General features: G+C 65.1%; 15 protein-coding genes. 5 read left to right on the top strand and 10 right to left on the bottom strand.

Annotated elements, in window-relative coordinates:
* Nucleotides 1-5: 5 nt before the first annotated feature.
* From ACZ1J6_RS11745 to ACZ1J6_RS11780, 8 genes are all read right to left on the bottom strand, one after another.
* Nucleotides 6-1,049: a DUF481 domain-containing protein gene (locus ACZ1J6_RS11745; RefSeq protein WP_431567452.1), complete on the bottom strand. Its 1,044-nt coding sequence runs from the start codon at nt 1,047-1,049 to the stop codon at nt 6-8.
* 47 nt (nt 1,050-1,096) lie between these two features.
* Nucleotides 1,097-1,870, bottom strand: a complete 774-nt coding sequence (locus tag ACZ1J6_RS11750; protein WP_132262921.1) for an ABC transporter permease — start codon at nt 1,868-1,870, stop codon at nt 1,097-1,099.
* Nucleotides 1,867-2,802: an ABC transporter ATP-binding protein gene (locus tag ACZ1J6_RS11755; protein ID WP_132262923.1), complete on the bottom strand. Its 936-nt coding sequence runs from the start codon at nt 2,800-2,802 to the stop codon at nt 1,867-1,869. The genes ACZ1J6_RS11750 and ACZ1J6_RS11755 overlap by 4 nt, the downstream gene beginning before the upstream one ends.
* 42 nt (nt 2,803-2,844) lie before the next feature.
* Complete coding sequence (gene queA / locus ACZ1J6_RS11760) at nt 2,845-3,879, bottom strand: tRNA preQ1(34) S-adenosylmethionine ribosyltransferase-isomerase QueA (RefSeq protein ID WP_431567451.1); 1,035 nt, start codon at nt 3,877-3,879, stop codon at nt 2,845-2,847.
* A 53-nt stretch (nt 3,880-3,932) separates the two neighbouring features.
* A complete protein-coding gene (locus tag ACZ1J6_RS11765) occupies nt 3,933-4,619 on the bottom strand; it encodes a peptidylprolyl isomerase (protein ID WP_132262927.1) in 687 nt (228 codons plus the stop codon).
* A 111-nt stretch (nt 4,620-4,730) separates the two neighbouring features.
* The gene (gene coaD, locus ACZ1J6_RS11770) at nt 4,731-5,249 is read right to left on the bottom strand and encodes a pantetheine-phosphate adenylyltransferase (RefSeq protein WP_132262929.1); all 519 of its coding nucleotides are present in this window, start codon (nt 5,247-5,249) and stop codon (nt 4,731-4,733) included.
* Complete coding sequence (locus ACZ1J6_RS11775; protein ID WP_132262930.1) at nt 5,249-6,157, bottom strand: polyprenyl synthetase family protein; 909 nt, start codon at nt 6,155-6,157, stop codon at nt 5,249-5,251. Before ACZ1J6_RS11775 ends, coaD begins: the two co-directional genes overlap by 1 nt.
* 3 nt (nt 6,158-6,160) lie before the next feature.
* On the bottom strand, nt 6,161-6,385 hold the full coding sequence (locus ACZ1J6_RS11780; RefSeq protein WP_465128098.1) for an exodeoxyribonuclease VII small subunit: 225 nt from the start codon (nt 6,383-6,385) through the stop codon (nt 6,161-6,163).
* Between the two features lie 200 nt (nt 6,386-6,585).
* On the opposite strand from ACZ1J6_RS11780, the gene purL reads away from it, so the two are divergent.
* Complete coding sequence (gene purL / locus ACZ1J6_RS11785; RefSeq protein WP_431567450.1) at nt 6,586-8,757, top strand: phosphoribosylformylglycinamidine synthase subunit PurL; 2,172 nt, start codon at nt 6,586-6,588, stop codon at nt 8,755-8,757.
* Nucleotides 8,758-8,824: 67 nt separating this feature from the next.
* On the opposite strand, the gene ACZ1J6_RS11790 is transcribed toward purL, so the two are convergent.
* The gene (locus ACZ1J6_RS11790) at nt 8,825-9,484 is read right to left on the bottom strand and encodes a DUF1345 domain-containing protein (RefSeq protein WP_431567449.1); all 660 of its coding nucleotides are present in this window, start codon (nt 9,482-9,484) and stop codon (nt 8,825-8,827) included.
* A 14-nt stretch (nt 9,485-9,498) separates the two neighbouring features.
* The gene (gene serB, locus ACZ1J6_RS11795) at nt 9,499-10,383 is read right to left on the bottom strand and encodes a phosphoserine phosphatase SerB (RefSeq protein WP_132262934.1); all 885 of its coding nucleotides are present in this window, start codon (nt 10,381-10,383) and stop codon (nt 9,499-9,501) included.
* Here serB and miaA point away from each other — a divergent pair.
* The 4 genes from miaA (at nt 10,376) to ilvC (ending at nt 15,002) form a co-directional block, all read left to right on the top strand.
* Entirely contained in the window at nt 10,376-11,368 is a 993-nt protein-coding gene (gene miaA / locus ACZ1J6_RS11800) for a tRNA (adenosine(37)-N6)-dimethylallyltransferase MiaA (protein WP_431567448.1), read from the top strand. The two genes, serB and miaA, sit on opposite strands and share 8 nt — an antisense overlap.
* Nucleotides 11,369-11,586: 218 nt before the next feature.
* Nucleotides 11,587-13,329: a biosynthetic-type acetolactate synthase large subunit gene (gene ilvB / locus ACZ1J6_RS11805; RefSeq protein WP_431567447.1), complete on the top strand. Its 1,743-nt coding sequence runs from the start codon at nt 11,587-11,589 to the stop codon at nt 13,327-13,329.
* Between the two features lie 31 nt (nt 13,330-13,360).
* Complete coding sequence (ilvN, locus tag ACZ1J6_RS11810; protein WP_054441698.1) at nt 13,361-13,879, top strand: acetolactate synthase small subunit; 519 nt, start codon at nt 13,361-13,363, stop codon at nt 13,877-13,879.
* A 103-nt stretch (nt 13,880-13,982) separates the two neighbouring features.
* Complete coding sequence (ilvC, locus tag ACZ1J6_RS11815; RefSeq protein WP_054441697.1) at nt 13,983-15,002, top strand: ketol-acid reductoisomerase; 1,020 nt, start codon at nt 13,983-13,985, stop codon at nt 15,000-15,002.
* Nucleotides 15,003-15,100: the final 98 nt, after the last annotated feature.

A 15,100-nucleotide genomic window follows, 5' to 3' on the forward strand; every position in this document is an offset into this window, starting at 1 on the left:
AGCCTTCAGAAGCCGTAGACCAGTGAGAAGCGCGAGATGGTGTCGGTCCGCAGCGATCCGTCCGGCGGCGAGGTTTCATGCTCGATCGAATAGGACATCCGCGCCTTCAGCCCTTTGGCCATGCCGGCTTCGAGGCCGGTGGCCGATGTGAAGGTACTGTTGCCGGTCTCGATGTAGGACGAGGCATCTTGTGTCAGCTTGATCGTCGGCCCGACCTGCCAGTCGAAATCGATCGATGTCAGTCCCGACCATGTCGTTTCCTGCGGCACGGTTACGTAGCGCGTGCGGCGAAGCGCCGGTCCGACTTCCAGCGAGAGCGTCACATTGTCGCGCTTCAGGACGCGGTAGCCGAGACCGCCGGACAGCGAGTAACGGTCGAGGAAGCCCTGGATCCGGTCCTTTTCGTATTGCACGCGGCCATATGTGAAGAGGCCGTCGTTCAGTGTGTAGCGCGGCTGGTAGCTGGCCCCGTACTGTTCGCGCGAAACGACCCCGCGGTCCTTCTGATAATCGGCATTGAGCTGCACGGTGTGCTGCCAGTTGAGGCCCTTGCGGTCGAGCTTGACCGCGCCGGTATAGCCGAAATTGCTGGTATTGCCGGTTGCGCGGAAGGCACCGAGTTCGACTTTGCCCGTCCACAGCTCCAGCAGCGCGGCGCGGCGGATGCGCTCCCTTTCAGCGTTCGCCTTGTCCGCGATCTCCTGGGCGTTCGCATCCAGGAACGCCTGGTGGATCGCGCGGATCTCGTCCTTGTCATAAGGCTGCGTGGAGAGCGCGGCCTTCACCACGGCACCGACGACGGCGGAATCCTTGGTCTTGACCGCCGCTTCGAGCATCGATTTCACATTGCCCGGCAGGCGCGGCGGCGACGCGGCGATGTAAGGCGGCGGAGCGACATAGTCCGGCAGTTCGAGGCGCACCGGCAGTTCCTCGACGGGGAACAGCGGCACCAGTTCCAGCTCGGGGAAAGTCTCGAAATGATAGGGCTGAAACTGAACCGACAGGGGTTCCTGGGCCTGCGCCGAGACGGCGATGAACAGAGCAGGCACACTAAAACAAACAGCCGAACGCATTGTCATGTCACGATATTACCGATTCAGGCGCGCAGGCGCCACCCCGTGCGGAAGATCCAGGCGATGAAGCTGATGCACAGCGCCAGGAAGCCCAGCGTCATGCCCAGCGACAGGCCGATCGGGAAATCGGAACTGCCATAGAAGCACCAGCGCAGTCCGTTGACCAGATAGACGACCGGATTTGCCATCGCCACAGACCGCCAGGGCTCGGGGAGCAGGTCGATGGAGTAGAAGGTGCCGCCCAGGAATGTCAGCGGCACGATGAACAGCACCGGAACGATGCCCAGCTTTTCGAAACTGTCCGCCCAGATGCCCAGGATGAAGCCGAACAGCGAGAAGCTCGCCGAAACCAGCAGGATGAAGCCCAGCGCATAGAACGGATGGGCCACCGTATAGTCGACGAAGAACGTGGCGGTGGTCAGGATGATAGCCGCCAGGATCAGCGACTTGGTGGCCGCTGCACCCACGAAGCCGATCAGCGTCTCGGCCACGCCGACGGGCGCCGAAAGCAGCTCGTAGATCGCGCCGGTGAAGCGCGGCATGTAGATGCCGAAGCTACCGTTCGAGGTGCTTTCGCTGAGCAGGGTCAGCAGCAGCAGGCCCGGCACGATGAAGGCGCCGTAGTTCACCCCGGCCATGCCCGAATCCATCTTGCTGCCGATCGCCGCGCCGAACACGACGAAGTAGAGCACGGTCGTCAGCACCGGCCCGAGGATCGACTGCATGGCCGTGCGCAGGGCCCGCATGACCTCGCGCTTGTAGATGGTCCAGGTGCTGCGTGCGTTGAAGGCGATCATGCCGCCGCTCCTTCCAGAAGGTCGACGAAGATGTCTTCGAGGCTCGATTCGCGAATGTCGATGGCGGTATAGTCGATGCCGTTCGCGACGAGGTCCTTGGTCAGCTGCGCCACTTGCGCCTTGCCGCCGCCCGAACCGTCGCCGCCGCGATAGACCAGTTCCAGCCCGTCGTCCGCGAGCGTGAGATTGTAGTCCGCCAGGGCCGCGGGAATGGCGGGCAGCGGCACGGGAAGGCCGATATGCGCCTCGGTACGGCCCAGCCGCTTCATCAGCGAGCGGGTGTCCTCGACCATGCGGATGCTGCCGGCCTGGATGATCCCGACGCGGTCGGCCATCTCCTCGGCCTCTTCGATATAGTGCGTGGTGAGGATGATCGTGGTGCCGCGGTCACGGAGTTGGGCGATCTGCGCCCACATGTCGCGTCGCAGTTCCACGTCGACGCCGGCGGTCGGCTCGTCCAGGAACAGCAGGTCCGGTTCGTGCGCCAGCGCCTTGGCGATCAGCACGCGCCGCTTCATGCCGCCGGAAAGCGCGCGGATCTGCGACTTGCGCTTGTCCCACAGGCTGAGCGCGCGCAAGATTTCCTCGATCCGCGCGGCATCGGGCGCCAGCCCGAACAACCCGCGCGAATAGTTGACGGAATGGAGGACCGTCTCGAACATGTCGGTCGCCAGTTCCTGCGGCACCAGACCGATGCGGGCACGCAGTGCGCGCCAGCCGTGAGTCATGTCCTCTCCAAAAGCGCGGATCGTCCCGCTGCTCGGTCGGACCAGGCCGCAGACGGCGCCGATCAGCGTGGTCTTGCCGGCACCATTGGGGCCGAGCAGTGCGAAGATCTCGCCCTTGTTGATCGTGAGGTCCACGCCCTGGAGCGCGGTGAAGCCCCCGGCGTAAGTCTTGGTCAGGCCGCTGATTTCGAGAATGGGTTCCATGGAGCGCGTGATGCGCGAAACCGGTGACAGTTCCAAGTCCCCTCAGGGTAAAAGTAGACTGGAATCTCCGTAGGAATAGAAGCGGTAACCCTCACCGATGGCATGGGCGTAGACTTCCTGCATCCGCTCCAGTCCCATCAGCGCCGAGACCAGCATGAACAGCGTGGACTTCGGCAAGTGGAAGTTGGTCATCAGCCCGTCGATCGCCTTGAAGCGGTAGCCCGGGGTGATGAAGATCGCGGTATCGCCTTCGAAGGGACGAATCACATCGTCCTCCCCGGTCGCGCTTTCGAGCAGGCGCAGGCTGGTGGTGCCGACCGCGATGACCCGGCCGCCCGCCGCGCGCGCGGCGTTGAGACGGTTCGCAGTCTCTGCGTCGATCCGGCCCCATTCGGCATGCATGCGGTGGTCCGCGGTCTCCTCGGCCTTGACCGGGAGGAAGGTGCCTGCGCCGACATGGAGCGTGAGCGTCTCGCGCTTCACGCCTGCCGCGTCCAGCCGCTCGATGAGTTCGGGCGTGAAATGCAGCGCCGCGGTGGGCGCCGCTACGGCGCCCTTTTCGCGCGCGAACATGGTCTGGTAGTCGCTGGCGTCCTGCTCGTCGGTCTCGCGCTTGCCGGCTATATAGGGCGGCAGCGGCATGCGCCCTGCCCTTTCGAGCAGGACTTCGACGGGCTCGTCGCCTTCGAAGTGCAAGGTCCAGCTGCCGTCATCGTGCCGTTCTTCGGCAAGTGCCGTGACGTCGGCAGGAAATTCGATGCGGTCGCCGGCCTTCAGGCGCTTGGCATTGCGGACGAAAGCCTGCCAGCGGCGCAAGTCCATGCGCTTGTGCAGGGTGGCGCCGATCCGCGCTTCTCCGCGGCGCCCTTCGAGCTGGGCGGGAATGACGCGGGTGTCGTTGAAGACCAGGACGTCGCCGGCCTGCAGTTCGCCGGGAAGATCGCGCACGACGCGTTCGACCATCGGGCCTGCAGCGCGCCCCTGCACCACCAGCATCCGCGCCGAATCGCGAGGACGTGCAGGACGCAGGGCGATATTCTCAGGCGGAAGGTCGAAGTCGAAAAGGTCAACGCGCATGGAGCGCCCTCTAGGGGCGCTCACACGCGGCGTCATCCATTTTTCGCGTCAGGTCAGTTCGACTTCGACTTGCTGAGCTGGTCGGCCGTGATCGACTGCGGCGCCGGGGCGACCGGAGCAACCGGCGGCGGTGCCTTGTGCTCGGAAGCCAGCGAAGCCTGGACGATCTTCGTCGGGTTCTGCGGCGGCTCGCCGCGCTGGATCGCGTCGACGTACTGCATGCCCGAAATCACGCGGCCGAAGTTCGTGTACTTACGGTCCAGCGAGAAGCGCGGGTAGAACACGATGAAGAACTGGCTGTTGGCGCTGTTCGGCTCGTTGGTGCGGGCCATCGAGACGGTGCCGCGAACATGCGGCATCGCGTTGAATTCGGCGGTGAGGTCCGGAAGCTGCGAGCCGCCCTGCCCGGTGCCCGTCGGATCACCGGTCTGCGCCATGAAGCCGTCGATCACGCGGTGGAATATCTGACCGTTGTAGAAGCCCTGCGCCGCCAGCGTCTTGACCCGCTCGACGTGATGCGGCGCCCATTCCGGCATGAGCCGAATGGCGACGCGGCCGCCGTCCGAGAGATCGAGCAGGAGCACGTTCTCGGGCTGGTGCGTGACGTCGGGATCGACGAAAGTGGGCAGCGCTGCCACCGGCGGCGTCGGGGTCGGATCTTCCTTCTTCTTGGCCAGAGCAGGCGTAGCCGCCAGCGCCAGGCCGATCATCGTCGCGGTAAGGGTCAGGCGAAACGTCATCGAATACTCACAGGAAGGAAGCCGTTCAGGCCAGGGGCGATAGTGCCCCGCTGCTGACGTGACAATGAATGAATTTGTCGCAAGGACCGCGTGGAGGGTTCTGCGAGGTTCTCAGTAGTCGCCGAGGAGACCGTTGCGGGAGACTCTCGCCATCACGTCCTCGCGCACGGCGGGGCTCACGAACTTGGCGATTTCCCCGCCGAACATGGCGATTTCCTTGACCAGCTTGGAGGCGATCGGCTGGAGGCTGACGTCCGCCATCAGGAACACCGTCTCGATGGAAGGATTGAGCTGCTGGTTCATGCCCGCCATCTGGTACTCGTACTCGAAGTCCGCGACGGCGCGCAGCCCCCTCACGATGACGCTGGCCCCCTGCTTCTGCGCGAACTTCATCAGCAACGCGTTGAAGCCTACCACGGTGACGTTCTCGATCCCCAGCGCCGCCACTTCGCGCTCGACCATGGCCATGCGTTCTTCGGGCGTGAACAGCGGATTCTTCGAAGGGTTTGTCGTCACGCCGATAATCAGGCGATCGACCAGCTTGGCGCCGCGCCGGATGATATCAGCATGGCCCAGCGTGATGGGATCGAAAGTGCCGGGATAGACCCCGATACGTTCACCAAGGCTCATCAATGATCCCTCTCGATGATATAGCGCGCCACGGCACGCAGCAGGTCGGCTTCCTTGCCGTGCTGCGCCAGGTGGCCGATAGCCTGTTCGACCAGCATGCGGGCCTGTTCGCGGGCGCGATCCGGGCCGAGCAGCGAGACGAACGTCTCCTTGCCCGCCGTGGCGTCCTTGCCCACGGCCTTGCCGGCGACGGAAGCGTCGCCCTCATGATCGATGAGGTCGTCCGCGATCTGGAAGGCGAGGCCGATGTCCCGCGCGTAGCCGCGCAAGTGGGCGCGACCTTCCGGCGGCAGGCGCCCGAGGATAGCACCCATCTCCACCGCCGCGCCCAGCAGCGCGCCGGTCTTGAGCTGCTGCAGCCGCGTGACGGTCTGGAGGTCGAATTCGCTGGTCTCGGCCACGAGGTCCATCATCTGCCCGCCGGCCATGCCCTGCGCACCGCTGGCATGACCCAGCGCCTGCACGAGTTCGATGCGGGTGAAGGGATCCGCGCTCGTGGCCGGATCGCCCAGCACCTCGAAAGCGAAGGCATGGAGCGAGTCGCCCGCCAGCACGGCCGTGGCCTCGTCGAAGGCGAGATGAAGCGTGGGCTTGCCGTGGCGCAGGGCGTCATCGTCCATGCACGGCAGGTCATCATGGATCAGCGAATAGACGTGGATCGATTCGATGGCGATGGCTGCGCGAATCGCCGCCTCGCGCACGACGCCGTACATTTCCGCGACTCCGGCCAGCAGCAGCGGCCGCAAACGCTTGCCGCCGCCGATCGCGGCGTAGCGCATGGCCTCCACCAGCCGTGCCCGGGCATCGTCGGGAACCGGCAGCAGCGCATCGAAGGCGCCGTCGATTTCCTCGGCTATGCGGGCGAGGCCTTCGGAAAGGATCGGATCGGTCACGGCGACCTCACTCACGAATCAGCGATCCGCCGCGTCGAACGGCTGGGTTCCTGCCGGAGCCCCATCCGGCCCGGCGACGATGCGCTCGATCCGTGCCTGCGCGGCATCGAGCCGCTTCTGGCAATGCTGGCGCAGCGCTTCGCCGCGTTCGTAGAGCGTGATCGAGTCGTCGAGCGGCACATCGCCGCTTTCGAGGCGACGCACCACGTCCTCCAGCGCACGCAGCGCATCTTCGAAACTCATGCCCGCAATATCTGGGCCGGCACTATTGGGGGCGCCAATTTCAGCACTGTTCTCAGTCATGCCCACCGCAATGGAGCGGCCGCGTTCGGCGGTCAAGGCGGGACTGGGGGACGGCACTTCGGCAAACGGCGAGGGGCACGGCGAAATGGCCTTGTTTTTACGTCTAGCGAAGCGCCACGCTCGGCGCTAAGGCGCGTCGCATGTCCGAAATCACTCCCGATGTCGTCGAGGCGCATGGCCTCAATTCCGAGGAATACGAGCGGGTCCTGAACGCGCTCGGCCGAGAGCCCAACCTGGTTGAGCTTGGCATCTTCTCGGTCATGTGGTCCGAGCACTGCTCGTACAAGTCGAGCCGCTTCCACCTGAAGCAGCTGCCCACGAAGGCCCCCTGGGTCATCTGCGGCCCCGGCGAAAACGCCGGCGTGATCGACATCGGTGACGGACAGGCCGCCATCTTCAAGATGGAAAGCCACAACCACCCAAGCTACATCGAGCCGTTCCAGGGCGCGGCCACCGGCGTCGGCGGCATTCTGCGCGACGTCTTCACCATGGGCGCCCGCCCGGTCGCGAACATGAACGCCCTGCGCTTCGGCCGCCCCGAGCATCCGAAGATGAAGCACCTGGTGCAGGGCGTGGTCGAGGGCATCGGCTCCTACGGCAACTGCGTGGGCGTGCCCACCGTGGGCGGCGAGACGAACTTCCACAAGGCCTACGACGGCAACATCCTGGTCAACGCCATGACCGTGGGCGTCGCCGATACGGACAAGATCTTCTACTCGGCCGCCACCGGCCTCGGTAACCCCATCGTCTACGTCGGCTCCAAGACCGGCCGCGACGGCATCCACGGCGCCACCATGGCTTCGGCCGATTTCGACGAGCATTCGGACGAGAAGCGCCCGACCGTGCAGGTGGGCGATCCCTTCACCGAAAAGCTGCTGATCGAGGCCTGCCTCGAACTCATGGCCACCGACGCCATCGTCGCGATCCAGGACATGGGCGCGGCCGGCCTCACTTCCTCGTCGGTCGAAATGGCCAGCAAGGGCGGTGCCGGCATTCGCCTGAACATGAACAATGTGCCCTGCCGCGAAGAGGCGATGACGCCTTACGAGATGATGCTTTCGGAAAGCCAGGAGCGCATGCTCATGGTGCTCCAGCCCGGCAAGGAGCCGATGGCCGAGGCGATCTTCAAGAAGTGGGAACTGGACTTTGCCGTGATCGGCGAAGTGACCGACACCGGCCACATGGTTCTCGAATTCAATGGCGAAGTGGTCTGCGACATCCCGCTCGGCCCGCTGGCCGACGACGCGCCGGAATACGAGCGTCCCTACGTTTCGCCTGAAGAATACAAGGCCTGGGCCAAGGTTCCGGCCCTGGGCGAGGTAGCGGAAAGCGCCGACATCGGCGCCGACCTGCTCAAGCTGATGGGCACGGTGGACCTCGCCTCGCGCAAGTGGATCTGGGAACAGTACGACAGCCAGGTCGGCGGCGACACGATGCAGAAGTCCGGCGGCGACGCGGCCGTGGTGCGCATCCACAACACGCCCAAGGCGCTGGCGATCAGCACCGACTGCTCGCCCCGCTACTGCTATGCCGACCCCTATGAGGGCGGCAAGCAGGCCGTGGCCGAGACTTATCGCAACATCAGCGCGGTGGGCGGCCTTCCGCTTGCCATCACCAACTGCCTGAACTTCGCGAACCCGCAGCGCCCCGAAATCATGGCGCAGATCGTCGGCTGCCTGAACGGCATGGGCGATGCCTGCCGCGCGCTCGACTATCCGATCGTCTCGGGCAACGTCTCGCTCTACAACGAATCGAAGGCCACCGGCGGCGGCTCGGCGATCCTGCCGACCCCGGCGATCGGCGGCGTGGGGATCCTGGCCGACCACGAGAAGATGGCGACTGTCGCCTTCAAGAATGTCGGCGACGAGATCTTCCTGCTCGGCGCGCCTGAGGGCAAGCTCGGTTCGCACCTCGGCCAGTCGCTCTGGCTGCGCGAGATCGCGGGCCAGGAAGCCGGCGAAGCACCAAGGGTCGATCTCACTGTCGAGGCCGAGAACGGCGCCGCGATCCGCGAGTGGATCGGCGCGGGCAAGGTTACCGCGGTCCATGACGTCAGCGACGGCGGCCTGCTCGTGGCCCTGGCCGAAATGGCGCTTGCCAGCGGCCTCGGCTGCAATCTCGACGTGGAACTGAGCACGGCCGAGGCCTTCGGCGAAGACCAGAGCCGCTACCTCGTCACCGCCCCCGCCGGCACCGAACTGCCCGGCGCGCGCCGCATCGGCACTGTTGCAGGCACCAAGGTCGCCGGCAACGAAGTCAGCGATCTTCGCGACGCCAACGAAGCGTTCTTCAGGGACTGGATGGAGGGCTGATCGCTCTTCGTCCCGGAACGGAACCGGAAAAAGGGCGCCCCGACGGGCGCCCTTTTTTTCTGCTCGGTCAACCGCCCCCGGTGGAAGAGGCCAGCACGTTTACCGTCAATGCCAGGATGCCGAGGTTGAAGGCGAAAGCGAACAGGCCGTGGAAGGTGGAAACCCGTCGCAGGTCCGAATCGGTGATCTCGATGTCCGCGGTCTGGCAGGTCATGCCGATCACGAAGGCGAAGTTCACGAAGTCGGCAAAATCGGGCACGCAGCCGCCGGGGAAGTCCAGGCCTTCGTGATCTCCGCCGTCGCGGGAGGAATAATAGAGCCGCGCGTAATGGAAGGCGTAGATGAGGTTGGCGAAAGTCCAGCAGGCCAGCAGCGTCACCACCAGCAGCGCAATCTCGCCGGGCACCAGGCTCTGGTTGTCGAGCACCAGAGTGCCGAGCGCGGCGAGAATGATCGAGGATATCAGCCCGGTCAGCAGAAGCAGCAGGACCTGCCCCGCATCGTCGCGCTTGGCCTGACGGCGCATCACATCGGCCGTGCCGCCGCGCCATAGCGGGATGCAGCTCAGGGTGAAGACGATCACGGCAAGATCGAACGCGGTCACGACCGCCTCGACCTTGCGCATCACGGACAGCAGCGGCCAGGGCGAGAGCAGAAGCGCGGCCAGGAACAGCAGATAGCGCGGGTGAGACAGCCGACTGAGAAAAGAAGTTTCATCGCCGGCCATCATCGTCGCCTTTCCTAGATGCGAACCCATTCCTGCTCGTCGATGCCGAGCAGCCGCAGCACGCTGGTGAGATCGCCGCGGTCGACCCAGCCGTTCGCCGCAGCGCGCGCCTTGGGCTTGGCGTGATAGGCGATACCGTAAGTCGCGGCTTCCAGCATGGGAATGTCGTTCGCGCCGTCGCCCGTGGCAAGGCTGGTGACGTCGTCGCCCAGCGCCGCCATCTCGGCCAGCAGCGTCGCCTTCTTGACCGCGCTGTCGACGATCGGGCCGGCAAGGCCGCCCGTCAGCTTGCCGTCGGCCACTTCCAGCCGATTGCCGACCACATGCTCGAAACCGAGCTGCGCGGCGACCGGATCGGCGAAGTGGTGGAAGCCGCCGGTCACCAGGACGGTGCGGCAGCCGAACTTCTTGAGCGTCTCCACCAGCGTGCGCGCGCCCGGCATCGGCCGGATGCGGCTGGCGAGGCATTCCTCGATGGCGCCGACCGAAAGGCCCCTGAGCAGTCCGACTCGTTCCAGAAGGGCTTGCTCGAAGTCGAGTTCGCCCTGCATGGCCCGCTCGGTGATCTCGGCGATGCGCTCCTTGAGGCCCGCGAAGTCACCCAGTTCGTCGATGCATTCCTGGCCGATCATGGTCGAATCCATGTCGGAGATGAACAGCCCGGGAATCGTCGGCTCATGATCGCAGACCAGGCCGTCGGTCGGCGCGAAATGGTCATCCAGGGCCTTGCGCAGCGCGGCGGCGTCATCGTCGGGCGAGGCAAGCTGCATGGTCTTGCCGCAGAAATCGAGCATCGCCGCCGAAGCGAGCCGCACACCGCTTTCCTGCATTTCGGCCCGCGCCGCATCGATTCTTGCCGAGAGGTGGTCCGGTTCTGCTATCAGCCGCGCAATGAGCACTGCGAATTCCCTTGAAGCTGCGTATGAAAATTCCACTGGCGACCGCGAAAAGCCACCCCTCGCGCTCATCGCAGGGCCAACCGCCAGCGGCAAGAGCGATTGTGCCGTGGCGCTGGCACAGGAGCTGGAACGGCGCGGTCGGCGGGCCGTGGTCGTCAATGCCGACAGTTCGCAGGTCTATGCCGACCTGACCGTGCTCAGCGCCCGCCCCACGGCGGAGGAAATGGGCGGCATCGAGCACCGCCTGTTCGGCGCCTGGGACGGGGCCGAGACCTGCTCCGCCGCCGAATGGGCCCGCGCCGCGCGCGCGGCCATCGCCGCAGTCCATGCCGAGGGCGCCGTGCCCGTGCTGGTGGGCGGCACCGGCCTTTATATACGCACGCTCCTGGACGGCATCGCTCCCGTCCCCGCAATCGATCCGGACGTGCGCGACGCGGTCCGCGCCCTCCCCGTTGCCGAGGCCTATGCCGCCTTGCAGGGCGAGGACCCCGAACGCGCCGCGCGCCTCGCCCCCGCAGACAGCGCGCGCATCGCCCGCGCCCTGGAAGTCGTCCGCTCTACCGGCCTGCCGATTGCTCATTGGCAGGCACGGACCAGCGGCGGCATCGGCAGCGATGTCTCGCTTCACGCCGCGATCCTGCTTCCCGAACGCCAGGCCCTCTACCGCCGCTGCGACGTGCGGTTCGCGCGCATGATCGAGCGCGGCGCCGTCACCGAAGTGGAGAGGCTGCTCGCCCGCGGCCTCGATCCCGACCTGCCGGTGATGCGCGCCATCGGCGTGCCGGAACTCGCCGCCGTTCTGCGCGGGGAAAGTGTGCTGGAGGAGGCCGTGGCCCGGGGATCGCAGGCCACCCGCAACTACGCCAAGCGTCAGTTCACCTGGTTGCGCCACCAGCCCCCGCAAGATTGGGCAAGGATCGAGTTCGAATATTTCGACCAAAAAACCCTTCAAGATAGATTATTTCACGTTATAGGGTTGACGTAATATTTTCGGCCCCTTAGAGCGCCCTCACCTGCTGATGAAAGTATGCAGGGAGGAGAGGGAGGACCCGGCACGGCGCCCGTCGTGTCGGGTCGGTTTCATTATAGTTCGCCCAAGGGCGCGCTATGGTTTTTTGGTAATGCGTGACCTTCGTGGCGCGCAATATTCGAAGGGCAGCCCTTCCCTCGGGAAACGCCCACGAATCGGTAAAGGAATGTGTTGTGACTGAAGAGCGCAGCGGCGCGAACATCCTGGTCGAAAGCCTGGTCAAGCAGGGGGTCGAATTCGTATTCGGGTATCCCGGCGGCGCCGTGCTACCGATCTACGATGCTCTATTCGGCGACGAGCGACTTCGGCACATCCTGGTCCGTCACGAAGCCGGCGCGGCCCACGCAGCCGAAGGTTATGCGCGTTCGACCGGCAAGCCCGGCGTCGTTCTCGTCACCTCGGGCCCGGGCGCAACCAATGCCATCACCGGTATTGCCGATGCTTTCATGGATTCGATTCCGCTGGTCATCATCACCGGCCAGGTGCCGACGGCGCTGATCGGCTCGGACGCTTTCCAGGAAGCGGACACGGTCGGCATCTCGCGCCACTGCACCAAGCATAACTACCTGGTGAAGGACCCGGCCGAACTGGCAGGCATCATCGACGAGGCGTTCCAGATCGCCACGTCCGGCCGTCCCGGCCCGGTGCTGATCGACATCCCCAAGGACGTCCAGATCGCCTCCGCCGCCTGGAACGATGCCCCGGCGCAGCGCCGCCAGCGCTATTCGCCGCGCACCGAAGGCACGGCGGACGAGATCGCGCAGGCGGTCGAACTGCTGGCCAAGGCCAAGGCGCCGGTGTTCTATACCGGCGGCGGCGTCATCAACTCCGGCCCGCGCGCCACGACCCTGCTGCGTGAGCTTCAGGCCAGGACCGGCGCGCCCGTCACGTCCACCCTCATGGGCCTCGGCGCCTTCCCCGCAGACCATGCCGACTGGCTGGGGATGCTGGGCATGCACGGCACCTACGAGGCCAACCTGGCGATGAACCAGGCCGACCTGATCGTCTGCGTCGGCGCCCGTTTCGATGACCGCGTGACCGGCCGTCTCGACGCTTTTGCGCCGAATTCGACCAAGATCCACATCGACATCGACCGCGCCTCGATCAACAAGACGGTTCGCGTCGACCTGCCGATCATCGGCGACTGCGCCACCGTGCTCGACCAGATCCTGACGCTCTGGGGCGACCGCAAGGGTCAGGACCTGGCGCCGTGGAAGGCCCGCGTGGAGGAATGGCGCGGCAAGAAGAGCCTGTCCTTCCCGCTTTCGAAGAAGGCGATCATGCCGCAGCTGGCGGTCCAGCGCCTGTTCGAGCTGACCAGGGACAAGGACCCGGTGATCTCCACCGAAGTCGGCCAGCACCAGATGTGGGCGGCGCAGTATTTCCACTTCTTCGGTCCGAACAAGTGGCTGACCTCGGGCGGTCTCGGCACGATGGGCTACGGCCTGCCCGCCGCGATCGGCGCGCAGCTCGGCAATCCGGACAGCCTGGTCATCGACATCGCCGGGGACGCCTCGATCCAGATGAACATCCAGGAACTGGGCACCGCCACCCAGTACCGCCTGCCGGTGAAGATCTTCATCCTCAACAACGAGTGGATGGGCATGGTCCGCCAGTGGCAGGAACTCACTTACGAGAGCCGCTACTCGCAGTCCTATTCGGACAGCCTGCCGGACTTCGTGAAGCTGGCTGAAGCTTACGGGTGGAAGGGCATCCGCATCGAGAACGAAAGCCAGCTCGATGCCGGCATCCAGGAAATGATCGACTACGACGGTCCCGTCATCGTCGACTGCCTGGTCGCCAAGGAATCGAACTGCTTCCCGATGATCCCCTCGGGCGCGGCGCATACCGAAATGATCCTCTACGGCGACACCGTGGCCGGCACCATGGACGACGAAGCCAAGGCTCTGGTCTGAGAACGCGCGCGCAGGATCCGAAAGACATATCATGATGCACATCAAGCAAGAGGCCGAGGAACGCCACGTCCTCACCATCACCGTCGATAACGAGGCGGGCATTCTCGCCAAGATCGCCGGCCTGTTCACCGCGCGTGGCTACAACATCGACAGCCTTACCGTGGCCGACATCACCGAGAACCACGCGGTGAGCCGGATCACGATCGTCACGCACGGCCCGCCGAGCCAGATCGACCAGATCCACGCCCAGCTCGAACGCCTGGTGCCGGTGCACAAGGTGGTCGACCTCACCGAGGTAGGCCCTCACGTCGCCCGCGAACTGGCGCTCATCAAGGTGGCGGGCCTGGGCGAGAAGCGCGTCGAGGCGCTGCGCCTGGCCGACATCTTCCGCGCCAAGGCGGTGGACACCACCACCGGCAGCTTCATCTTCGAACTGACCGGCGCGCCGGACAAGATCGATACTTTCGTGCAGCTGATGCGCGACCTCGGCCTCGTCGAAGTCGGCCGTACCGGCATCGTCGCAATGATCCGCGGGCCGCACGAGGCTTAACCCATATCCTCCGGCCAGAAACCGGAACCAACCGACCATGCGCCACCGGCGCAAATCAATTAGGCCCCGCCTCACGGGGACGGGCCGTCGAAAGGGTAGTACAATGAAGGTCTATTACGACGCCGATTGCGACATCAACCTGATCACCGAAAAGAAGGTCGCGATCCTCGGCTACGGCAGCCAGGGTCATGCCCACGCGCAGAACCTGCGCGACTCGGGCGTCAAGGAAGTGGCCATCGCGCTTCGTCCCGGCTCGCCCTCTGCCAAGAAGGCCGAAGGCGCCGGCTTCAAGGTGCTTGCCAACGCCGAAGCGGCCGCATGGGCCGATGTGCTCATGATCCTCGCGCCCGACGAGCACCAGGCCGCGATCTATGCTGCCGACATTCATGAAAACCTGAAGCCCGGCGCGGCGCTGGCCTTCGCTCACGGCCTCAACGTCCACTTCGGCCTGATCGAACCGCGCGCCGACATCGACGTCATCATGATCGCGCCGAAGGGCCCGGGCCACACCGTTCGCGGCGAATACGTGAAGGGCGGCGGCGTGCCCTGCCTCGTCGCGATCCACCAGGACGTGACCGGCAATGCGCAGGACGTGGCCTTGGCCTACGCCTCGGGCGTCGGCGGCGGCCGTTCGGGCATCATCGAGACCAACTTCCGCGAGGAATGCGAAACCGACCTGTTCGGTGAGCAGGCCGTGCTTTGCGGCGGCACCACCGCGCTGGTCCAGGCCGGCTTCGAAACGCTGGTGGAAGCCGGCTACGCGCCGGAAATGGCCTACTTCGAATGCCTTCACGAGCTGAAGCTGATCGTCGACCTGATGTATGAAGGCGGCATCGCCAACATGCGCTACTCGATCTCGAACACCGCCGAATACGGCGACATCAAGACCGGCCCGCGCATCATCACCGAAGAAACCAAGAAGGAAATGAAGCGCGTTCTGGAAGACATCCAGTCGGGCCGTTTCGTGAAGGACTTCGTGCTCGACAACCGCGCCGGCCAGCCGGAACTGAAGGCTTCGCGCATCGCCGCCAAGCGTCACCCGATCGAGGAAACCGGCTCGAAGCTGCGCGCCATGATGCCCTGGATCGGCGCCAACGCCCTGGTCGACAAGGCGAAGAACTAAGCCTTGAGGTTCAAGGCAGAGAACTGATTTCTCTTACGCATTTCGCGTTTGACGAAGGTTCGGAGGCGGCGCAGAAATGCGCCGCCTCTTCTTTTTCG

Source organism: Novosphingobium sp. BL-S-21 (assembly GCF_055521655.1).

Coding starts and splice junctions, on each gene's coding strand:
- ACZ1J6_RS11750 (WP_132262921.1), bottom strand. CDS start 1,870: ATGATCGCCTTCAACGCACGCAGCACCTGGACCATCTACAAGCGCGAG.
- ACZ1J6_RS11755 (WP_132262923.1), bottom strand. CDS start 2,802: ATGGAACCCATTCTCGAAATCAGCGGCCTGACCAAGACTTACGCCGGG.
- queA (WP_431567451.1), bottom strand. CDS start 3,879: ATGCGCGTTGACCTTTTCGACTTCGACCTTCCGCCTGAGAATATCGCC.
- ACZ1J6_RS11765 (WP_132262927.1), bottom strand. CDS start 4,619: ATGACGTTTCGCCTGACCCTTACCGCGACGATGATCGGCCTGGCGCTG.
- coaD (WP_132262929.1), bottom strand. CDS start 5,249: ATGAGCCTTGGTGAACGTATCGGGGTCTATCCCGGCACTTTCGATCCC.
- ACZ1J6_RS11780 (WP_465128098.1), bottom strand. CDS start 6,385: ATGAGTTTCGAAGATGCGCTGCGTGCGCTGGAGGACGTGGTGCGTCGC.
- purL (WP_431567450.1), top strand. CDS start 6,586: ATGTCCGAAATCACTCCCGATGTCGTCGAGGCGCATGGCCTCAATTCC.
- ACZ1J6_RS11790 (WP_431567449.1), bottom strand. CDS start 9,484: ATGGCCGGCGATGAAACTTCTTTTCTCAGTCGGCTGTCTCACCCGCGC.
- miaA (WP_431567448.1), top strand. CDS start 10,376: ATGAGCACTGCGAATTCCCTTGAAGCTGCGTATGAAAATTCCACTGGC.
- ilvN (WP_054441698.1), top strand. CDS start 13,361: ATGATGCACATCAAGCAAGAGGCCGAGGAACGCCACGTCCTCACCATC.
- ilvC (WP_054441697.1), top strand. CDS start 13,983: ATGAAGGTCTATTACGACGCCGATTGCGACATCAACCTGATCACCGAA.